This is a genomic window from Pseudomonas sp. P65(2024) (genome assembly GCF_057480955.1).
This window is the reverse complement of sequence record NZ_JBLIYX010000007.1, coordinates 219,209-238,522: the sequence shown is the minus strand read 5'-3', so window position 1 is coordinate 238,522 and position 19,314 is coordinate 219,209. Positions and strand designations below refer to the sequence as shown.

Sequence of the window (19,314 nt, the reverse complement as noted above, 5' to 3'; positions counted from 1 at the left end):
TTTGTACGGAGATCGGTTCATCAGGCCGACCTGGTGAAAGTCAGGGCCTGCCTGACGGCAGGCCGTTACCGGCCCGCACACAAAAAATCTGACACTTCCCACTGGGGTGGTGCCGTCGGTCATGGTCACCATGATCTGGTCACCCTGCTTCTGCTCCATATAACCCCTGACATGGACCGTAAGCATGCCAGCGACAAAGTCCGTGATCAGGATGTGCTTCCTGGCCTCGATCTCCGAAGCAAACGATAGCCTCGCGAGTCTGCCGGGGTTGCCACCCGGCGCCATTTTATCGATGCGGATGACTCGGTTGGGCCCTCTTTCGAATTCACCTGAAAACTCTGGTCGAACCGAGTAACCCACCTGGAAGGTACGATCCTGCCCATCCGCAATGTAATCCCAATACGAACTCGGCAGTTCCAGAGAGAACTCGTAATCAGGATCCGCCGCTTCCGCGGCCGTGATCGAATGCCAGGCCATGCCCACGCCTTCGAGTTCTTCGTCACCGTTTACATACAACGCGATGACCATACCTTCCTCGACTTCATCCCAGTTCGGCACCCTCACCTTCAACGGTTTCTTATGGTCCGCCACCGGCAAGAGTTCAGCAGGATCGTCGACGCCATCCTCAACCAGCCCCTCGACAATCAGTTCCTTGAATTCCAACACTCCACCCTGTGGGAACAACACTCTGGAGCGTTTACCCGCGGGCCGCAGCAACTGGCCGCTGAGTTGTTTGGGTACAGGCTTGTTCATGGCCATTTTCCTAATCGGTTCTACAGGTACGCGGCCCTGCACCCTCACGGATTCGGGGCAACGAGTTAGTCACGACACAAGGCACTAGCCAACCAGTGATGGGAACAGGAGCAAGGGAGGAAACGGCTGCCGTCGTCGTGCTAGTAGATGTAACAAACTCCCGCCCGTCCGACACCTGACAAAAATGCCAGGTTCAGACGGGTTCGGGGTCTGCCGAAAGGAACGCTGCAACGCGGGAAACAAACAAATTCAGAGGCAATGGCACCCGATCGAAGTCTCAGGTAACCACATTCATGCTCGGTTCAAGGGCGGGCATTGATCTGCTGTTGCAAGTTCTGGATTTGGCTCTGCAGGGTATTGATATTGCGGGTCGTCTGCCCACGGAAGGCATCGAACTCCTGCACCGAAGTGCCACCGCCCGCAGTGGCCGGGCGGTTGTCTAACTGGCTCTTGAGCACCAGCACATCCTGCTCAAGGCTCTCGATGGCCGCGCTCGGATTGCCCTGCTTCTTCAGCGCCGCCACCTCATTGCTCAGGCTCTTGAGCTGACCATCCAGCTTGCCGCCATCCACCTGGCCCGACTTGAGCGCCGCCAGCTCGCCATTGACTGCCTTGAGCTGCGCCTGCAGTTGCCCTTGCAATTCGGTCACCGCCTTCTGCTGCTCGCGGGTATCGGCCAGCACCTGCTCCAAGCGCTTGCCCAGGTCACCCGCCTGTCCGGCGACGCCCTGCTGCTGCTTGCCCTGCTCGGCCAGCGAGGCCTGCAACTGACGGATCTGCAGCTTCAGCGCCTCGCTGCCGGAACTGCTGCTGGACTCGCTGGCATCGACCTTGCCGCTGATCGCCTGCAAACGCCCGGCCGCCTCCTCACTGATGCGGGCAAAGCTTTCCTGGGTCGCGACCAGTTGCTGCTCCATCAATGTGATCTGCTGGAAGCTCCACCAGCCAAGTCCGCCCAAGGCGATGAACGAGGCACCCAGCAAGGCCCACAGCGGGCCGTTGCTGTGCGGGCGCGCCGCCTTCTGGCGGCTGCGGGTGACGTGGGCAGGCAGCAATTCATCGTCATCAGGGGTGCCGGCACGCAGGGTGGGCACATCGTCAAAGTCGTCGTGGGCGTCGTTACGCATGGGTGCATTCAACCGCGGGTGGTAGCAAAGAGGCATGAGTATAAACCGCCTGGGCGGCGCACTGATGACCATCATCCCGCCCACAGGTTCAGCGTTGCCCCGTCTGCGCCTGCCACCAGGCACAGAATTCATCCAGCGCGGACCACACATCGGCCTGGGGTCGGTAGCCCAGGTACTGACGGGCACGGCTGATATCGAGGGTGAAATCTTTGCTCATCACCTGCACTGCCGTGCGGCTCAAGGTCGGCAGCGGGCGCCCGGGCCAAAGCATGCAAGCGGCCTCGTTGAGCGCCGCCAGGCCGTAGGCCAGGCTTGGGGAGCGGTAGCGGGTGACCTGCGGCAGTTGCATGCGGCGCATCACGTAGTTGACCACGTCCCATAGCGGCAACGGGTGGCCGTTGCTGATGTTGTATGCCTGGCCAAGGGCCTGTTCCTCGGCGAAAAGGGCACTGAGCAATGCCTCGTTGAGGTTGTGTACACTGGTGAAGTCGACCTTGTTCAGGCCATTGCCGACGATCGCCACGCGCCCCTTGGCCTGCATTCGCATCAGGCGTGGGAAAATGCTCGCATCGCCGGCACCGGTGACGAAACGCGGGCGCAGCGCCAGCACTTCCAAGCCGAACTCCTGGGCGCCGAACACTTTCTGCTCGGCCAGGTGCTTGGTCAGCGCGTAATGGTCATGGAAGCGGCGCGGTACCTGGTCCTCGCGGATGTCGAGGCGCGAACGTCCAGTGAAGTAGATCGACGGCGACGACAGGTGCACCAGGCGCCGCACATGCTCCTTGATGCACCCCTCGACCACGTTCTCGGTAAGTACCACGTTGCCCTGGTGAAAATCCTGATAGCGGCCCCAAGTGCCCACCGCGCCGGCGCAATGCACCACTGCGTCGACGCCCTGGCACAGGCGCCGGGCCAGCTCGGCATCGCCCAGGTCGCCCGGGATGAACTGCGCCCCGCGCTTGACCAGGTGCTCCACGCCCTCCGCCCGCCGGCCATTGATCCGCACCTCCAGGCCCTGCTCCAAGGCGAAGCGCGCAAAGCGCCCGCCGATGAAGCCGCTCGCGCCGGTGACCAGAATTCGCATGTAAGACTCCGCCTTGCCAGATTTCGGATGCAACTGACGCCTGATATGCCTACAAGGGCACCAGCCAATGCCGCGCCGAATGGCGCAGGTGGTCGGTCAGCTGGACGAGCAACTGCCCGCCGTTGCGCCAATGATGCCAGTACAGCGGTACGTCGATGGGGGTATTGGCGCAGATTTCCACCAGTTCGCCACGGGCCAGCTGTTCGGCTACCTGCCGCTCCGGCACCAGCCCCCAGCCCAGGCCAGCCTCGGTCATGCGCAGGAAACCTTCGGAGGACGGGCAAAGGTGGTGCAGGAATCCTTCCTGCACGCCCAACGACGCCAGATAGCGATGCTGGAGGAAATCGTCCGGCCCAAACACGATCGCCGGAGCACGGGCCAACCGCTCGACCGCAAAACCTTGGGGAAAGTAGCGCGCCATGAACGCGGGGCTGGCCAGCGCACGATAACGCATCGACCCCAGCGGCAGGCTGCGCGCGCCGGCAACGGGACGTTCGCTGCCACACAGGCAGGCCGCGACCTCACCGGCGCGCATGCGCTTGAGGCCGACCTCCTGGTCTTCGACCACCAGGTCGAGCAGCACCTGCTGCTGCGCGCAAAAAGCCCCCACCGCACCGGCCCACCAGGTCGCCAGGCTGTCGGCGTTGAGGGCGATGCGCAGGCGCTCGGGCATGCCCTCCTCGTCCAACGCCGGCACCTGGCGCTGCAGGTCGCGCTCGAGCAGGCGCACCTGCTGCACATGGTTGAGCAACTGCCGGCCGACCTCGGTCGGGCTCGGTGGCGTGGCGCGCACCAGCACCGGCTGGCCGACCCGCGCCTCGAGCAGCTTGATGCGTTGCGAGATGGCCGACTGCGAAAGCCCCAGCACCTGGGCGGCGCGCTCGAAACCGCCTTGTTCGATCACCGCAGCAAGGGCGGCGAGCAACTTGTAGTCGAACATCGATTTCTCTAATGACTGATCAGCTCTATTGGTTTTTCTTATACCGCCGCAACCGCCACAATGGCCACATCTTTCTTGTTGATCCGCGCCGATGTCCGCATCGGTGCCCGTGGAGTGTCCCCGCTATGTGGCAAAGCTATCTCAACGGCATGCTGGTGGCCTTTGGCCTGATCATGGCCATCGGCGCCCAGAACGCCTTCGTCCTGGCGCAGAGCCTGCGCCGTGAGCATCACCTGCCGGTGGCGGTGCTGTGCGTGGTCTGTGACGCGCTGCTGGTCGCCGCCGGGGTGTTCGGACTGGCCACGGTACTGGCGCACAACCCTACTCTGCTGGCCGTGGCGCGCTGGGGCGGCGCGGTGTTCCTGATCTGGTACGGCACCAAGGCCCTGCGCAGCGCGTTTTCCAAACAGAGCCTGCAGCACCGGGAAGGCCAGGGCGTGCGCTCGCGCCGCGCGGTGCTGCTGAGCGCGCTGGCGGTGACCCTGCTCAATCCCCACGTATATCTGGACACCGTGCTGCTTATCGGCTCCCTCGGCGCCCAGCAGACCGTGCCCGGCGCCTACGTGGCCGGCGCCGCCAGTGCCTCGCTGGTGTGGTTCTCGACCCTGGCGATCGGCGCCGCCTGGCTGGCGCCGTGGCTGGCACGCCCTGCGACCTGGCGGATGCTCGACCTGATGGTGGCGGTGATGATGTTCGCGGTGGCGGCGCAGCTCATCTTCAACTGAACCGCTTACCTGTAATTGATGGACTCGCCCCGCAATCCCTGTCTGCTACCGATGTGTACGGACTTGAGACATCGCTGACACACGTGCGGGGACAAATCTGCTCATTATCTGGTCACTGCTGCAAAGTGATCAGGTGTACCAACGCAAACCGAAAAATCGTGCGGAGGCTGCCAGGAGCAGCTGATCAACCGAGCAATGCCAGCCGGGCGCTGAGCGCTCCTACCCCTGCTAGTGTGCTGTCTCGGCAATAAGCTGTTCAATTTTGGCGGCGTCTTGGGCGCCCGGCCGGCGTTGCCACGCCTCGCCATAGCCCTGCCATGACTCGTCGCGGCGCCTTGCCCGAACATCCAAGCCACTTGCCATATGTTCAAAAGCAGCTAGACATTGTGGGCCGCGAAAGGGCCGCGTAGCGGCCCCAGGATTTCAGCGGATAGGCAAAGATCGCCGGAGCCGCCTTGCGGCCCCGATTTCGCAGGCGCTTGTGTTACGCCACAGTCTCCTGCACCACACGGATCACCCGCTGCGGAAACGGAATGTCGATGCCTTCGGCCTTGAGACGGTCGCGGGCATGCTCGTTGAGCATGAACATCACGTCCCAGTAGTCGGCCGTCTTGGTCCAGATACGCAGCGACACGGTGATCGAGCTGTCACCCAGGGTCGAGATCACCGCCTGCGGCGCTGGATCCTGCAGCACGCGCGGATCCTGGGCCAGCTCCAGCAGTACATTGCGCGCCTTCTGCAGGTCGGCGTCGTAGTCCACGCCCACGTCGAACACCACCTTACGGGTCGGCTGGCGGTTGGTGTTGGTAATGATGCCGTTGGACAGGCTGCCGTTGGGCATGATCACGGTCTTGTTGTCGCCAGTGCGCAGCACGGTGTGGAAGATCTGGATGCTGTCCACGGTGCCCGCGACACCTTGCGCCTCGATCCAGTCACCGATGCGAAACGGGCGGAACATCAGGATCAGCACGCCGCCGGCGAAGTTCGCAAGGCTGCCCTGCAGGGCCAGACCGATGGCCAGGCCCGCGGCACCGATGGCGGCGACGAACGAGGTGGTCTCGATGCCGATCATCGAGGCCACGCTGACCATCAGCAGCACCTTCAGCACGATGTTGGCCAGGGTGCTGATGAAGCCCTGCAGCGCCGCGTCGGCGCGCAGGCCGACCAGCTTGCCCAGGCGGGCGCTGACCTTGTTGATGGTCCACCAGCCGATGGCCAGGGTCAGCAGCGCCAGCAACAGGCGGCTGCCGTACTCCATGATCAAGGGGAGCCAGGTTTGCGATTGACGGACCAGCTGATCGACTTCAGCGTTCAAATCCATGTTTATCTCCTGATGCCGAACGGCAAGTACACGATGAGGCGGGCAACGCAAAGCAAGCGGCCCGGACCCCGATGGACATCACTGCGCCATCAAGGTTCCGGGCCGCCGCGGATCAGTCGCGGAAGTTGTTGAACTGCAGCGGCATGTCGAATTCCTTGGTGCGCAGCAGGGCGATGGCTTCCTGCAGGTCGTCACGCTTCTTGCCGGTCACGCGCACCTGCTCGCCCTGGATGGCAGCCTGGACCTTGAGCTTGCCGTCCTTGATGGTGGCGACGATTTTCTTGGCCAGGTCCTTGTCGATGCCTTCGCGGAACTTGGCTTCCTGCTTCTTTTCCTTACCGGATGCGTAGGGATCCTTGGTTTCCAGGCATTTGACGTCGATCTTGCGCTTGACCAGCGCCAGGCGCAGGATTTCCAGCATCGCCTCGAGCTGGAACTCCTCCTCGGCGGTCAGCAGCACGGTCTGTTCCTTGTCCTTGAACTCGAAGGTGCCCTTGCCCTTGAGGTCGTAACGGCGGTCGAGGTCCTTGATGGCGTTGTCGACGGCGTTCTGCACTTCGTGCTTGTCCAGTTCCGATACCACGTCGAACGAAGGCATGGATGATCTCCAGAAAAAAAGCGCGCTCGGCTTGAAGATGGAGCGCGTCGGGTTTGATGGTTAAAATGCGGGCTCATTATAACGGGTTGCGAAACGCAGATGAGCAGCACCTGGCATATTCTCGGCGCCGGTAGCCTCGGCAGCCTCTGGGCCTGTCGCCTGGCCCGCGCCGGCAAGGCGGTCCGCCTGATCCTGCGCGATAAGCAGCGCCTGTCCAGTTACCAGGGCGCAGGCAAGCTGACGCTGTTCGAACAGGACAAGACCCAGCACTACGCGATCCCCGCGGAAACCTTCGATGCCCAAGGGCCGATTCATCGCCTGTTGGTGGCCTGCAAGGCCTACGATGCCGCGCCAGCCGTGGCGCGCCTGGCCGCGAGACTGGCCAACGGCGCCGAACTGGTGCTGTTGCAGAACGGCCTGGGCAGCCAGGACGAAGTCGCCGACCAGGTGCCCCACGCCCGCTGCATCTTCGCCTCCAGCACCGAGGGCGCGTTCCGCGAGGCCGACTGGCAGGTGCGCTTCGCCGGCCACGGTTTCAACTGGCTGGGTGATCCGACCAACCCCAACGTCCCGTCCTGGTTCGCAGACCTGCATGACGCCGGCATACCGGCCCAGTGGTCGCTCGACATCCCCACCCGCCTGTGGCGCAAACTGGCCCTCAACTGCGCGATCAACCCGCTCACCGTGCTGCACGACTGCCAGAACGGTGGCCTGCTCGGCCACCTGGCCGAAGTCGACCAGCTGTGTGACGAACTGGCCGACCTGCTGCGCCGTTGCGGCCAGCCCGAGGCCGCCCACGACCTGCATGAGGAAGTGCAGCGGGTGATTCTCGCCACCGCGGCCAACTACTCTTCCATGTACCAGGATGTCCGCCATGGCCGACGCACCGAGGTCCACTACCTGCTCGGCCACGCCTGCCGTACCGCCAACCGCCATGACCTGGCGGTACCGGCCCTGGAACGGCTGCAGCGGCGCCTGGTCGATAACTTGCAGGCGCGCGGACTGCGTAGCGACTGACGGCATTCATCCACAGGACAGGACACCTCCTCACCCATGACCCTGCGTCAACGCCTGGAAAACCTCCCGGTCGGGCAGAAATTGCTGGCGGCCCTGCTGGTGCTGCTGGTGACCATCCTGTTGGTGGCCAACCTCGCCTTCATCAGCGCCGCCTATTGGATCACCCAGGAAAGCATGGCGCCCCAGGCCCTGCAGACCATCGGCAAGCTGGTCTCCAACCCGCAGATGTCCGCGCGCGCCGGCGATTCGGCAGAGAACGCCACGGCGCTGCTCAAGGAGCTCGACAGCTATTCGCCGCTACGCGCCGCCGCGATCTATGGCGGTGACGGGCAGATGCTGGCCCAGCTGCAGCACGGCGACCCGCTAACCCTGCCCAAGCGCTACCGCAACATCGACGGCTGGCGCCTCATGGAGTTTCGCAGCACCCAGCTGATCCGCCTGCCGCGCAGCGCCGCCCCACCCGCGCATCTGCTGCTGGTGGCCAGCAGCGAGCTGCCCACCGCGTTCTACACCGGCACGCTATCGGCCAGCCTGGCCATCCTGGTGTTCAGCATACTGCTGTGGCTGGTCATCGCCCGGCAGATCAAGCGCCTGATCACCCTGCCGATCAATCGCCTCGAAGAGCTGACCCGCCAGGTTACCCGCGAGGAGAGCTACGCCCTGCGCGCCCAGCGCGGCAACGACGACGAGATCGGCAGCCTGGCGGAGGCGTTCAACACCATGCTCTCGCGCATCGAGGCCCGCGAGCAGCAGCTCAAGCGCACCCGCGACGAGTTCCAGGACGCCTACGACCAGGCCCAGGGTCTGGCCGAGGAAACCCGCCACACCAACCGCAAGCTGGAGCTGGAAGTCCAGGTGCGCAGCAAGATCGAGAAGAAGCTCACGGGCTTTCAGAACTACCTGAACAGCATCATCGACTCCATGCCCTCGGCACTGATCGCCCTCGACGAGCAGCTCTACGTCACCCAGTGGAACCACGAGGCCACGGTGCTCTCCGGCACGCCGCTGGACGAGGCGCTGAACCAGCCGGTGTTCCTCGCCTTCGAGCCGCTCAAGCCCTTCCTGCCGCAGCTCAAGGAGAGCGTGGAGAAGTACCGGGTGGCCAAGATCGAGCGGGTTACCTGGCCAAAGGGCGAGGACCTGCGCCACTACGCCCTGACCTTCTACCCACTGATGGGCGGCGCCGGACGCGGCGTGGTGATCCGCATCGACGACATCACCCAGCGCCTGTCCCTGGAAGAAATGATGGTGCAGTCGGAAAAGATGCTCTCGGTCGGCGGCCTGGCCGCAGGCATGGCCCACGAGATCAATAACCCACTGGGCGCGATCCTGCACAATGTGCAGAACATCCGCCGACGCCTGTCGCCAGACCTGCCGCGCAACCAGGAGCAGGCCGGCGAACTGGGCATCGACCTGACGGCCGTCAACCGTTACCTGGAGAGCCGCGAAGTGCCGCAACTGCTCGACGGCATCCAGCAGGCCGGCGCCCGGGCGGCCAAGATCGTCACCCACATGCTCAGCTTCAGCCGCCGCAGCAACCGCCAGCTGGCGCCTTGCGAGTTGCCGGCGCTGATCGACCAGGCCGTGGAGATCGCCGGCAACGACTTCGACTTGGCCATCGGATTCGACTTCAAGGGCCAGGCCATCGTCCGCCAGTTCGACCCGCAACTGGGCCCGGTGCCCTGCACCGCCAACGAACTGGAACAAGTGCTGCTCAACCTGCTGAAGAATGCCGCCCAGGCCATCCACCAGCGCCCACAGCCCAGCGAGCCGGGGCGTATCACCCTGCGCACGCGGCTCAACCCGCCGTGGGCGGAGATCCAGGTCGAAGACAATGGCATCGGCATGCCCGAGACGGTGCGCAAGCGCACCTTCGAGCCGTTCTTCACCACCAAGGAAATCGGCCAGGGCACCGGCCTGGGCCTGTCGGTGTCGTACTTCATCATCACCAACAACCACAAAGGGCAGATGGAGGTGCAGTCCACTCCCGGCCAGGGCACCTGCTTCACTCTGCGCCTACCTCTGAACCCGACCCAGCCGACCACCACCAAGACGGAGACATGACATGGGCTACCGCCTGTCGAAGATCTACACCCGCACCGGCGACAAAGGCGAAACCGGCCTGGGCGACGGACGCCGGGTGCCCAAGGACCATCCGCGGATTGAGGCGATCGGCGAGGTAGACAGCCTCAACAGCCAGTTGGGCGTGCTGCTGGCCGGGCTGGCCGAGGCCGGTCTTGGCGAGCTGATCGAGGTACTGGCGCCTTGTCAGCACCGTTTGTTCGATCTGGGTGGGGAACTGGCAATGCCCAGCTACCAGGCGTTGAACATTGCCGAGGTGGAGCGCCTGGAGGCGGCCATCGACCGCTGGAACGAAGAGTTGGGGCCGCTGAAAAACTTCATCCTGCCTGGGGGCTCGATGCTGGTGGCCCAGGCCCATGTCTGCCGCAGTGCGGCGCGGGCGGCGGAACGGCGTTGCCAGCAGTTGAATGCACTGGAGCCGCTGGAGGGGGTAGGGCTGGCCTATATCAACCGGGTGTCGGACCTGCTGTTCGTCGCGGCCCGTATCATCGGGCGGCGACAGGGTGTGGATGAGGTATTGTGGCAGCCTGCACCCAAACCTGAAGCCTGAGATTGCTGGGGCTGCTGCGCAGCCCATCGCGACACAAGGCCGCTCCCACAGGTACCGCGCAGACGTTGAATACTGCGCCATACCTGTGGGAGCGGCCTTGTGTCGCGAATGGGCCGCAAAGCGGCCCCAGTTACTCAGATCTCAGGCCAGAACGCCCGGATCCCTGCAACACCCTGCGCCCCAACCTCCCAGGCCCGCTCCCGCTCACCAGGCCCGACCCCGCCCAGCAGAAACACCGGATGGCTGATCCCGCCGATCAATCGCTGCGCTTCATCCCACCCCAACGGCACCGCCTCGGGATGGGTCTGGGTCGCCTGCACCGGCGACAAGGTGACAAAGTCCACCCCCATCTGCTCGGCCAGCGCCAGTTCCTCGGCACTGTGGCAGGACGCCGCCAGCCAGCGCTCCTTCGGGAATGGCCGCCCCTTGGCCGCGTACTTGCGTAACTGCGCGGCGGTCAGGTGCCAGCCGGCCGACGGGAAGTCGCCCAGCCACTCCAGCGGCCCCTTGAGCATCAATTGGGCCTTGCCCGCGCACAGGCCGACCGCATCCACCGCTACATCGCGGTACTTGGGGTCGTACATGTCCGGCGCGCGCAGCTGGATCAGCCTGATGCCGCTGGCCACGGCCTTCTGGATGCCCTTGAGCAGCTCCGGCACTTCCAGACCGTCAGGGGTGATCAGATACTGGTCGGGCAGGCGCGCCGCGGCGACGATCGGCTTGTTGGCCTCGGGGAACTCATACTGACCAAGGTCACGCGGCGCCACCCAGGCCAGGGGCTGGCCTTCGGCGCCGTGGGGCTCACCAGTAAAGGCGTGCACTTCACGCACATCCAGCAGCACCTGTTTGTCCGGATAGTCGTGGCTGACCTTGATCAACGGCCGCGAAGCCGCGACCTCGATCCCCAGCTCCTCGCGCAGCTCGCGGGCCAGCGCCGCCTCGACGCCCTCGCCCTCCTCCAGCTTGCCGCCGGGGAACTCCCACAGGCCGCCCTGGTGCTGGGTATCGGCGCGGCGGGCGATCAGGATCCGCCCGTCGGCACCACGAATGACCGCTGCGACTACATGAATCCGTTTCACCCTTCACGCTCCGCCAGGCCAGCTTTTTGCCAGGCCTGGAAGGCTGGCCATTGATAAATGGTCTCGATGTAGGCAGCCGCTTCGGCCGGCACCGCGACACGGTAGGTGCGCAAGCGCACGGCCACAGGGGCGAAGAAGGCGTCGGCCAAGCTCGGGCGGCCGAACAGGAACGGGCCGTTTTCCTTGGCCACCAAGCGGCATTCGCTCCACAGGGCGACGATGCGGTCGATATCGACCTGCACGTCCAACGGCATCTCGGCCAGCGCTTCGTCACGGGACAGGTCGAATGGCATGGCACCGCGCAGGGCAAAGAAGCCGCTGTGCATCTGCGCGCAGGCCGAACGGGCCTGGGCGCGGGCGGCAACGTCCTCGGGCCACAGGCGGGCCTCGGGGTGGCGTTCGTTGAGGTATTCGGCGATGGCCAGGGAGTCGGCGATGACGCCATGCTCGCTTTGCAGCAACGGCACCTTGGCGGTGGCCGAGAAGGCCAGCAGGCGCTGGCGGGTGTCAGGCTGGTTGAGCTTGACCAGGGTTTCTTCGTAGGGGACGCCGGCCAGCTCGAGGGCCAGGGCGCCGCGCAGCGACCAGGAGGAATACAGCTTGTCGCCGATGATCAGGTGATAGCTCATGGTTCGGCTCCATGTTGCGGACAGTGTGCAGTAATCGCGGGGCAAGCCCGCTCCCACGACAGTCTGCGTGGGACCGGGCTTGCCCCGCGATGGATCAGGTGCGGTATTCGGCGTTGATCTTCACGTACTCGTGGGACAGGTCGGTGGTCCAGATTGTTTCGCTGCACTGGCCACGGCCCAGTTCGATGCGGATGGTGATTTCCTCCTGGGCCATCACCTTGGCGCCCTGGTCCTCGGTGTAGCTCGGGCTGCGCCCGCCCTGGCTGGCGATGCAGACGCTGTCCAGGTACACATCGATCAGGCTCACATCCAGCGCCGGCACGCCGGCACGACCGACCGCGGCGAGGATACGGCCCCAGTTGGGATCGGAGGCGAATAGCGCGGTCTTGATCAGCGGCGAGTGGGCCACGGCGTAGCCGACGTCCAGGCACTCCTGGTGATTGCCACCGCCGTTGACCTGCACGGTGACAAACTTGGTAGCGCCTTCGCCGTCGCGGACAATGGCCTGGGCCACCTCCATGCACACCTCGAACACCGCCTTCTTCAGCGCCTCGAACAGTGCGCCGCTGGCCTCGGTCACTTCCGGCACATCGGCCTTGCCGGTGGCGATCAGCATGCAGCAGTCATTGGTCGAGGTGTCGCCGTCGATGGTGATGCGGTTGAACGACTTGTTGGCACCGTCGAGTATCAGGTCCTTGAGCACCGCCGGGGCGACCTTGGCGTCGGTGGCGATGTAGCCGAGCATGGTGGCCATGTTCGGACGGATCATGCCCGCGCCCTTGCTGATGCCGGTGACGGTGATGGTCTTGCCGTCGTACTGGAACTGGCGGCTGGCGCCCTTGGGCAGGGTGTCGGTGGTCATGATGCCAGTGGCGGCTTCGGCCCAGTGGTTTTCCGACAGGTTGTCCAAGGCGGCCTGCAGCGCGCCTTCGATCTTCTCCACTGGCAGCGGCTCGCCGATCACGCCGGTGGAAAACGGCAGCACGGACTCAGCAGGAACACCGGCAAGCTCCGCCAGCTTGGCGCAGGTGCGCTCGGCGGCGGCCAGGCCCGGTGCGCCGGTGCCGGCGTTGGCGTTGCCGGTGTTGGTCAGCAGGTAACGCACGGTACCCTGCACACGCTGCTTGGAAAGGATCACCGGGGCCGCGCAAAAGGCGTTGAGGGTGAACACGCCGGCGACGCTGGAGCCTTCGGCGCAGCGCATCACCACCACATCCTTGCGCCCTGGGCGCTTGATGCCCGCCGAGGCGATACCGAGTTCGAAACCGGGAACCGGGTGCAGGGTGGGCAGGGGACCAAGACCAACAGCCATTAGAGCGCTCCTAGATAAATCGGTTGAGAACAAAAACGGGGCCGCTTCGCGCCCCATTAGCGACACAAGGCCGCTCCTACAGGATTGTCGCGTTTCCTGCGGGAGCGGCCTTATCTCGCGAAAGGGCCGCGAAGCGGCCCTGGATGTATCACGTTACTGCAGGTGGTTCAGATCATTCAATCTGACCATGGCAATGCTTGAATTTCTTGCCCGAACCACACCAGCACGGCTCGTTGCGGCCCAGCTTCATGTCGTTGCGAACCGGCGCGGAGGCCACGGCGACTTCGGCGCCCTCCTCGGCCAGCTGCTCGCCTTCCAGGCCCGGCGCGGCGGCATGCTGGAACTGCATGCGGCTGGCCAGTTCCTCGGCCTCGCGGCGCAGGCGCGCCTCTTCCTCGGCCGGATCTTCGCGGCGTACCTGGACGTGCGAGAGCACGCGGATGGTGTCGCGCTTGATCGACTCCAGCAGCTCCTGGAACAAGGTGAACGACTCGCGCTTGTACTCCTGCTTCGGGTTCTTCTGCGCATAGCCGCGCAGGTGGATACCGTGGCGCAGGTGGTCCATGGTCGACAGGTGGTCTTTCCACAGGTCGTCCAGCACGCGCAGCAGGATCTGCTTCTCGAAGGTGCGCAGGGCGTCGATGCCGGCCTGGTCTTCCTTCTCGTTGTAGGCGTCGGTGATTTCCTTGATCAGCCGCTCGCGCAGGGTCTCCTCGTAGAGGTGATCGTCCTCGTCGAGCCACTGCTGGATCGGCAGCTTGATGGCGAAATCGCTGGCCAGCGAAGCTTCCAGGCCGGCCACGTCCCACTGCTCGGGCAGCGATTGCGGCGGAATATGCTGGCTGATGGTGGCATCGAGCACTTCCTGGCGGAACTCGGCGATGGTGTCGCCGATGTTCTCGGCGGCCAGCAGGCTGTTGCGCATGTGGTAGATCACCTTGCGCTGCTCGTTGGCCACGTCGTCGTATTCGAGCAGCTGCTTGCGGATGTCGAAGTTGCGGCCTTCGACCTTGCGCTGCGCCTTCTCGATGGCGTTGGTTACCATGCGGTGCTCGATGGCCTCACCGGACTGCATGCCCAGCGCCTTCATGAAGTTCTTCACCCGGTCGGAGGCGAAGATGCGCATCAGGCTGTCTTCCAGCGACAGGTAGAAACGGCTGGAGCCGGCGTCTCCCTGACGGCCGGCACGGCCACGCAGCTGGTTGTCGATACGGCGCGACTCGTGGCGCTCAGAGGCGATCACGTGCAGGCCACCGGCTTCCAGCACCTGCTGGTGACGCTTCTGCCAGTCAGCCTTGATCTGGGCGATCTGTTCGGCGGTCGGGTTGTCCAGGGCGGCCACCTCGGCCTCCCAGTTGCCGCCCAGCAGGATGTCGGTACCACGACCGGCCATGTTGGTGGCGATGGTCAGTGCGCCCGGAGCACCGGCTTGCGCGATGATCTCGGCTTCTTTTTCGTGGTACTTGGCGTTCAGGACCTTGTGGTCGATACCTTCCTTCTTGAGCAGGTTGGACATGTGCTCGGAGGTTTCGATGGTCGCGGTACCGACCAGGACCGGACGGCCATGGGCCATGCTTTCCTTGATGTCGGCGATGATCGCGGCGTACTTCTCGTCGGCGGTCAGGTACACCAGGTCGTTGAAGTCCTTGCGGGCCAACGGCTTGTTCGGTGGGATGACCATCACGTTGAGGTTGTAGATCTGGGCGAACTCGAATGCCTCGGTGTCGGCGGTACCGGTCATGCCGGACAGCTTGGTGTAGAGGCGGAAGTAGTTCTGGAAGGTGGTCGAGGCCAGGGTCTGGCTCTCGGCCTGGATGTTCAGGTTTTCCTTGGCCTCGATCGCCTGGTGCAGGCCTTCGGACAGGCGGCGGCCCGGCATGGTGCGGCCGGTGTGCTCGTCGATCAGGAGGATCTGGCCTTCCTGGACGATGTACTCGACGTTGCGGTGGAACAGCTTGTGCGCGCGCAGGCCGGCGTAGACATGGGTCAGCAGGCTCAGGTTGTGCGCCGAGTACAGGCTCTCGCCCTCGGCCAGCAGGCCGGACTGGGTCAGCATGTCCTCGATGAACTGGTGGCCGGCCTCGTTCAGTTCGACCTGACGGCTCTTCTCGTCGATGGTGTAGTGGCCCTCTTGGGTCACCTTGCCTTCGACTTCCTCGATGTGCTGGGTCAGGCGCGGGATCAGGCGGTTGATCTCGATGTACAGCTTGGAGCTGTCCTCGGCCTGGCCGGAGATGATCAGCGGGGTGCGCGCTTCGTCGATGAGGATCGAGTCGACTTCGTCGATCACGGCGAAGTTCAGCTCACGCTGGAACTTCTCGTCCTGGCTGAACGCCATGTTGTCGCGCAGGTAGTCGAAACCGAATTCGTTGTTGGTGCCGTAGGTGATGTCGGCGGCATAGGCGGCGCGCTTTTCTTCCGGCGGCTGGAAGGCCGAGACGATGCCGACGTTGAGGCCGAGGAATTCGTACAGCGGACGCATCCAGTTGGCGTCGCGGCGAGCCAGGTAGTCGTTGACGGTGACCACGTGCACGCCCTTGCCGGACAGCGCGTTGAGGTACACAGCCAGGGTACCGACCAAGGTCTTGCCTTCACCGGTGCGCATTTCTGCGATCATGCCTTCGTGCAAGGTCATGCCGCCGATCAGCTGGACATCGAAGTGACGCATGCCCATTACGCGCTTGCCGGCCTCGCGGGCCACGGCGAAGGCTTCGGGCAGCAACTGGTCGAGCGTCTCGCCTTTGGCCAGGCGTTCCTTGAACTCTGCGGTCTTGCCCCGCAGTTGCTCGTCGGAGAGGGCCACCATCTTCTCTTCGAAGGCATTGACGGTGCTCACCGTCTTGAGCATGCGTTTGATTTCACGCTCGTTCTTGCTTCCAAAAAGTTTTTTTAACAAAGGCGCAAACATATCGGCAGGATCTTCCACACGTAGGGATGGAGGGCGGCCCCGTGAGTCGCCCGTGCAGCCCTGAGGCCGCATGCGAACGAGCATTCTACCCGGAAACGATGGTGAGGAAAGTGGTGGATTTCCACGATGCTGGCACAGCGCTTTTAGGGGGCCTGACTAACATAGGGGCTTTTTGCGCAAGTTCAAGGTGCGTGAAGATGAAACGTATCGCGAATGACTTGCATCAAGATCCGGCGACCGCTCGCCACACGCTGGCGTGGGAGCGGGCTTGCCCCGCGATGAATGCCCAACTGGTAGACTGTTGATCCTGTATCCCTCTGCAGACCTCCATGGCCTACAAACCCACCCCTGCCCGCCCCCCCGCCGACCTGTTGCGCAAGGCCCGGCCCCTGCGCCTGCTGCTCAACCAGGCCGAACGCCTGGAGCACCTGCAGCGCCTGCTGGAAAGCCAGCTGCAACCGGCCGCCCGCGAGCACTGCCACGTGGCCTCCTGGAAGGAAGGGACATTGTTGCTGGTGGTGACCGACGGCCATTGGGCCACCCGCCTGCGCTACCAGCAAAAGCGCCTGCAACGCCAGCTGCAAGCCATGGAAGCGTTCGCCAACCTGAGCCGCATCCAGTTCAAGGTACAGCCGCCGCTGGTGGCGGCAAAACATGAAGGTCACGGGCCTGAGCTTTCGGAATCTGCCGCAGACAGCATACGCGGCTCGGCCGAAGGCATCAGCGACCCGAAGCTGCGCGCGGCGCTGGAGCGTCTGGCGGCACACGCGCAGGGCAAAGCCTGATACACGTCCCCGCGATAGCGTGAGCGGACGTATCGAGAGTCATGCCCGCTCCTGGGCTCCATCTTTTGACACCCCAATAAAAAAGGCCACCCGAAGGTGGCCTTAATCACTAGAGAGAGTGTTCGAACTTACACGGCCGCAACAGGGCGCATGTACGAGATCGGTGCCGTGCTGGCATCTTCGAAGGTGACCACTTCCCAAGCGTCGGTTTCAGCGATCAGCTTGCGCAACAGCTGGTTGTTCAGCGCGTGCCCGGACTTGTAGCCCTTGAACTCGCCGATCAGGCTGTTGCCCAGCAGATAAAGGTCGCCGATGGCGTCGAGGATCTTGTGCTTGACGAATTCGTCATCGGAACGAAGGCCGTCTTCGTTAAGCACGCCGGTCTCGTCGACCACGATGGCGTTCTCCACACTGCCACCCAGCGCAAGGTTGTGTTTGCGCAGGTACTCGATGTCACGCATGAAGCCGAACGTGCGGGCACGGCTGACTTCCTTGACGAACGAGGTGCTGGAGAAGTCGACGACCGCGCTCTGGGTCTGGCCCTTGAGGACCGGGTGATCGAAGTCGATCTCGAAGCTCACCTTGAACCCGTCGAAAGGCAGGAAAGTGGCGCGCTTGTCGCCCTCCTCCACTGTCACTTCGCGCAGGATGCGGATGAACTTCTTGGCTGCGTCCTGTTCTTCCAGGCCGGCCGATTGGATCAGGAATACGAAGGGTCCGGCGCTGCCATCCATGATCGGCACTTCCGAGGCGGAGAGCTCGACGTAGGCGTTATCGATGCCCAGGCCCGCCATGGCGGAGAGCAGATGCTCGACCGTATCGACTTTGACGTCACCGTTGACCAGCGTCGTCGACATGGTGGTCTCGCCGACGTTGGCCGCGCGCGCCGGGATTTCGACCACAGGGTCGAGGTCGGCGCGACGGAAGACGATGCCGGTGTCGACAGGCGCAGGCTTGAGGGTCAGGTAGACCTTCTCCCCGGAGTGCAGGCCGACACCTGTGGCACGGATGGTATTCTTCAGGGTGCGTTGTCTAATCATGGCATTGGCCGCTTCAGCGCAAATTGCGAACAGGTATCAACAAAGGCTGGGGATGATAACAGACCCGGCCTTTGCTGAACACCAATCACCCTAATACCCCTGATAAATTCCATCAATCGGCCTGACGACGCAGGAACGCCGGGATATCCAGGTAGTCCAGATCATCCTGTGGGTTGAGTTTAGCGGCCGCCGCGGCACCCGCGTGGGCCTGGTTGCGCATCACGGTCGGACGCTCCAGGTCACGGTAGTTGACCGCCGACTGCTCCTGGCGAACCGGGGCCGGATTGGAGGCCTCGTACGCCTGCTGGGCGGTCTGCAGGGTGTTGTCGACCACCTTGACCGGCTTCTCGATGCGCGCGCCCAGGCCGGTGGCCACCACGGTCACGTGCAGTTCGTCGCGCATATCCGGGTCGATCACGGTGCCGACCTTGACCATCGCGTGGTCGGAGGCGAAGGCCTCGATGATGCTACCCACGTCGGAGTACTCGCCCAGCGACAGGTCGGGACCGGCGGTGATGTTCACCAGGATGCCGCGGGCGCCCTGCAGGTTGACGTCCTCGAGCAGCGGGTTGCGAATCGCCGCCTCGGTGGCTTCGCGCGCACGGTTCGGGCCGCTGGCGCAACCGGTACCCATCATCGCCATGCCCATCTCGCCCATCACGGTGCGCACGTCGGCGAAGTCGACGTTGATCATGCCCGGACGCTTGATGATGTCGGAAATACCGCGAACGGCACCGGCCAGCACGTCGTCGGCCTTGGCGAAGGCGGACAAGAGGCTTGCATCCTTGCCCAGGATGGTCAGCAGCTTCTCGTTGGGGATGGTGATCAGCGAGTCGACGCTCTCAGCCAGCATGCGGATGCCTTCGTCGGCGATCTGCATGCGCTTGCGGCCCTCGAACGGGAACGGACGGGTCACCACCGCAACGGTGAGGATGCCCATTTCCTTGGCCACTTCGGCGATGATCGGCGCCGCGCCGGTACCGGTACCACCCCCCATGCCGGTGGTGATGAACACCATGTTGGTGCCTTGCAGCACTTCGGCGATGCGCTCACGGTCTTCCAGCGCGGCCTGACGGCCGACCTCCGGATTGGCGCCGGCACCCAGGCCCTTGGTCACACCCGTGCCCAGTTGCAGGATGGTGCGCGCGCCGATGTTCTTCAGCGCTTGGGCATCGGTGTTGGCGCAGATGAACTCGACGCCTTCGATGTTGCTTTTGACCATGTGGTTGACGGCGTTGCCGCCACCACCGCCAACGCCGATCACCTTGATGACCGGACTTTGCGGGACGTTGTCTACGAGCTCGAACATTTTCCCTCTCCTTACAGTTCTCTAGTTGTCGCGCCTACCACTACTGCTTTGAAAC

General features: G+C 63.9%; 17 protein-coding genes. 5 read left to right on the top strand and 12 right to left on the bottom strand.

The annotated features are described in order from the left end of the window. The 4 genes from AC25MA_RS13005 to AC25MA_RS12990 form a co-directional block, all read right to left on the bottom strand. A partial coding sequence (locus AC25MA_RS13005) for a hypothetical protein (protein WP_486972083.1) occupies nt 1-753 on the bottom strand: 753 nt, incomplete at its 3' end. A gap of 302 nt (nt 754-1,055) precedes the next feature. After that, nucleotides 1,056-1,880 (bottom strand): hypothetical protein, encoded by an 825-nt coding sequence (locus AC25MA_RS13000; protein WP_062364078.1) that lies wholly within the window; start codon nt 1,878-1,880, stop codon nt 1,056-1,058. Between the two features lie 88 nt (nt 1,881-1,968). Further along, nucleotides 1,969-2,964, bottom strand: a complete 996-nt coding sequence (locus AC25MA_RS12995) for an NAD-dependent epimerase/dehydratase family protein (RefSeq protein ID WP_028689721.1) — start codon at nt 2,962-2,964, stop codon at nt 1,969-1,971. Between the two features lie 49 nt (nt 2,965-3,013). Beyond that, a complete protein-coding gene (locus AC25MA_RS12990) occupies nt 3,014-3,904 on the bottom strand; it encodes a LysR family transcriptional regulator ArgP (RefSeq protein WP_028689722.1) in 891 nt (296 codons plus the stop codon). Between the two features lie 125 nt (nt 3,905-4,029). Between AC25MA_RS12990 and AC25MA_RS12985 the strand changes: the two genes are divergently transcribed. After that, entirely contained in the window at nt 4,030-4,629 is a 600-nt protein-coding gene (locus tag AC25MA_RS12985; protein WP_028689723.1) for a LysE/ArgO family amino acid transporter, read from the top strand. Between the two features lie 484 nt (nt 4,630-5,113). On the opposite strand, the gene AC25MA_RS12980 is transcribed toward AC25MA_RS12985, so the two are convergent. Together AC25MA_RS12980 and AC25MA_RS12975 are read right to left on the bottom strand one after the other, a co-directional pair. Continuing rightward, nucleotides 5,114-5,950, bottom strand: coding sequence for a mechanosensitive ion channel family protein (locus AC25MA_RS12980; RefSeq protein WP_069016103.1), 837 nt, complete (start codon nt 5,948-5,950; stop codon nt 5,114-5,116). Between the two features lie 112 nt (nt 5,951-6,062). Beyond that, the gene (locus AC25MA_RS12975; protein ID WP_011535522.1) at nt 6,063-6,548 is read right to left on the bottom strand and encodes a YajQ family cyclic di-GMP-binding protein; all 486 of its coding nucleotides are present in this window, start codon (nt 6,546-6,548) and stop codon (nt 6,063-6,065) included. A 99-nt stretch (nt 6,549-6,647) separates the two neighbouring features. Here AC25MA_RS12975 and AC25MA_RS12970 point away from each other — a divergent pair, with 99 nt between their 5' ends. From AC25MA_RS12970 to AC25MA_RS12960, 3 genes are read left to right on the top strand one after another with little or no spacing between them, the layout of a single operon-like run. After that, entirely contained in the window at nt 6,648-7,565 is a 918-nt protein-coding gene (locus tag AC25MA_RS12970) for a putative 2-dehydropantoate 2-reductase (RefSeq protein WP_028689725.1), read from the top strand. A 36-nt stretch (nt 7,566-7,601) separates the two neighbouring features. Continuing rightward, on the top strand, nt 7,602-9,629 hold the full coding sequence (locus AC25MA_RS12965; protein WP_486972082.1) for a sensor histidine kinase: 2,028 nt from the start codon (nt 7,602-7,604) through the stop codon (nt 9,627-9,629). Between the two features lies 1 nt (nt 9,630). Beyond that, nucleotides 9,631-10,197, top strand: a complete 567-nt coding sequence (locus AC25MA_RS12960; protein ID WP_186594287.1) for a cob(I)yrinic acid a,c-diamide adenosyltransferase — start codon at nt 9,631-9,633, stop codon at nt 10,195-10,197. A 134-nt stretch (nt 10,198-10,331) separates the two neighbouring features. Here AC25MA_RS12960 and AC25MA_RS12955 read toward each other — a convergent pair whose 3' ends face one another. The 4 genes from AC25MA_RS12955 to secA form a co-directional block, all read right to left on the bottom strand. Next, nucleotides 10,332-11,276 (bottom strand): Nudix family hydrolase, encoded by a 945-nt coding sequence (locus tag AC25MA_RS12955; protein ID WP_213883360.1) that lies wholly within the window; start codon nt 11,274-11,276, stop codon nt 10,332-10,334. Further along, nucleotides 11,273-11,905 (bottom strand): glutathione S-transferase family protein, encoded by a 633-nt coding sequence (locus AC25MA_RS12950; protein ID WP_028689729.1) that lies wholly within the window; start codon nt 11,903-11,905, stop codon nt 11,273-11,275. The genes AC25MA_RS12955 and AC25MA_RS12950 overlap by 4 nt, the downstream gene beginning before the upstream one ends. A 94-nt stretch (nt 11,906-11,999) precedes the next feature. Continuing rightward, a complete protein-coding gene (gene argJ, locus AC25MA_RS12945) occupies nt 12,000-13,217 on the bottom strand; it encodes a bifunctional glutamate N-acetyltransferase/amino-acid acetyltransferase ArgJ (protein ID WP_028689730.1) in 1,218 nt (405 codons plus the stop codon). Between the two features lie 172 nt (nt 13,218-13,389). Beyond that, nucleotides 13,390-16,125: a preprotein translocase subunit SecA gene (gene secA, locus AC25MA_RS12940; RefSeq protein ID WP_486972081.1), complete on the bottom strand. Its 2,736-nt coding sequence runs from the start codon at nt 16,123-16,125 to the stop codon at nt 13,390-13,392. A gap of 329 nt (nt 16,126-16,454) precedes the next feature. Between secA and AC25MA_RS12935 the strand changes: the two genes are divergently transcribed. After that, on the top strand, nt 16,455-16,910 hold the full coding sequence (locus AC25MA_RS12935; RefSeq protein ID WP_062575066.1) for a DUF721 domain-containing protein: 456 nt from the start codon (nt 16,455-16,457) through the stop codon (nt 16,908-16,910). A 128-nt stretch (nt 16,911-17,038) separates the two neighbouring features. Here the strand turns inward: AC25MA_RS12935 and lpxC are convergent, their stop codons facing one another. Both lpxC and ftsZ read right to left on the bottom strand, forming a co-directional pair. Beyond that, a complete protein-coding gene (gene lpxC, locus AC25MA_RS12930) occupies nt 17,039-17,950 on the bottom strand; it encodes a UDP-3-O-acyl-N-acetylglucosamine deacetylase (RefSeq protein ID WP_028689733.1) in 912 nt (303 codons plus the stop codon). A 112-nt stretch (nt 17,951-18,062) separates the two neighbouring features. Beyond that, nucleotides 18,063-19,259 (bottom strand): cell division protein FtsZ, encoded by a 1,197-nt coding sequence (ftsZ, locus tag AC25MA_RS12925; RefSeq protein ID WP_028689734.1) that lies wholly within the window; start codon nt 19,257-19,259, stop codon nt 18,063-18,065. Nucleotides 19,260-19,314: the final 55 nt, after the last annotated feature.

Coding starts and splice junctions, on each gene's coding strand:
- AC25MA_RS13000 (WP_062364078.1), bottom strand. CDS start 1,880: ATGCGTAACGACGCCCACGACGACTTTGACGATGTGCCCACCCTGCGT.
- AC25MA_RS12995 (WP_028689721.1), bottom strand. CDS start 2,964: ATGCGAATTCTGGTCACCGGCGCGAGCGGCTTCATCGGCGGGCGCTTT.
- AC25MA_RS12990 (WP_028689722.1), bottom strand. CDS start 3,904: ATGTTCGACTACAAGTTGCTCGCCGCCCTTGCTGCGGTGATCGAACAA.
- AC25MA_RS12985 (WP_028689723.1), top strand. CDS start 4,030: ATGTGGCAAAGCTATCTCAACGGCATGCTGGTGGCCTTTGGCCTGATC.
- AC25MA_RS12980 (WP_069016103.1), bottom strand. CDS start 5,950: ATGGATTTGAACGCTGAAGTCGATCAGCTGGTCCGTCAATCGCAAACC.
- AC25MA_RS12975 (WP_011535522.1), bottom strand. CDS start 6,548: ATGCCTTCGTTCGACGTGGTATCGGAACTGGACAAGCACGAAGTGCAG.
- AC25MA_RS12970 (WP_028689725.1), top strand. CDS start 6,648: ATGAGCAGCACCTGGCATATTCTCGGCGCCGGTAGCCTCGGCAGCCTC.
- AC25MA_RS12965 (WP_486972082.1), top strand. CDS start 7,602: ATGACCCTGCGTCAACGCCTGGAAAACCTCCCGGTCGGGCAGAAATTG.
- AC25MA_RS12960 (WP_186594287.1), top strand. CDS start 9,631: ATGGGCTACCGCCTGTCGAAGATCTACACCCGCACCGGCGACAAAGGC.
- AC25MA_RS12950 (WP_028689729.1), bottom strand. CDS start 11,905: ATGAGCTATCACCTGATCATCGGCGACAAGCTGTATTCCTCCTGGTCG.
- argJ (WP_028689730.1), bottom strand. CDS start 13,217: ATGGCTGTTGGTCTTGGTCCCCTGCCCACCCTGCACCCGGTTCCCGGT.
- secA (WP_486972081.1), bottom strand. CDS start 16,125: ATGTTTGCGCCTTTGTTAAAAAAACTTTTTGGAAGCAAGAACGAGCGT.
- AC25MA_RS12935 (WP_062575066.1), top strand. CDS start 16,455: ATGGCCTACAAACCCACCCCTGCCCGCCCCCCCGCCGACCTGTTGCGC.
- lpxC (WP_028689733.1), bottom strand. CDS start 17,950: ATGATTAGACAACGCACCCTGAAGAATACCATCCGTGCCACAGGTGTC.
- ftsZ (WP_028689734.1), bottom strand. CDS start 19,259: ATGTTCGAGCTCGTAGACAACGTCCCGCAAAGTCCGGTCATCAAGGTG.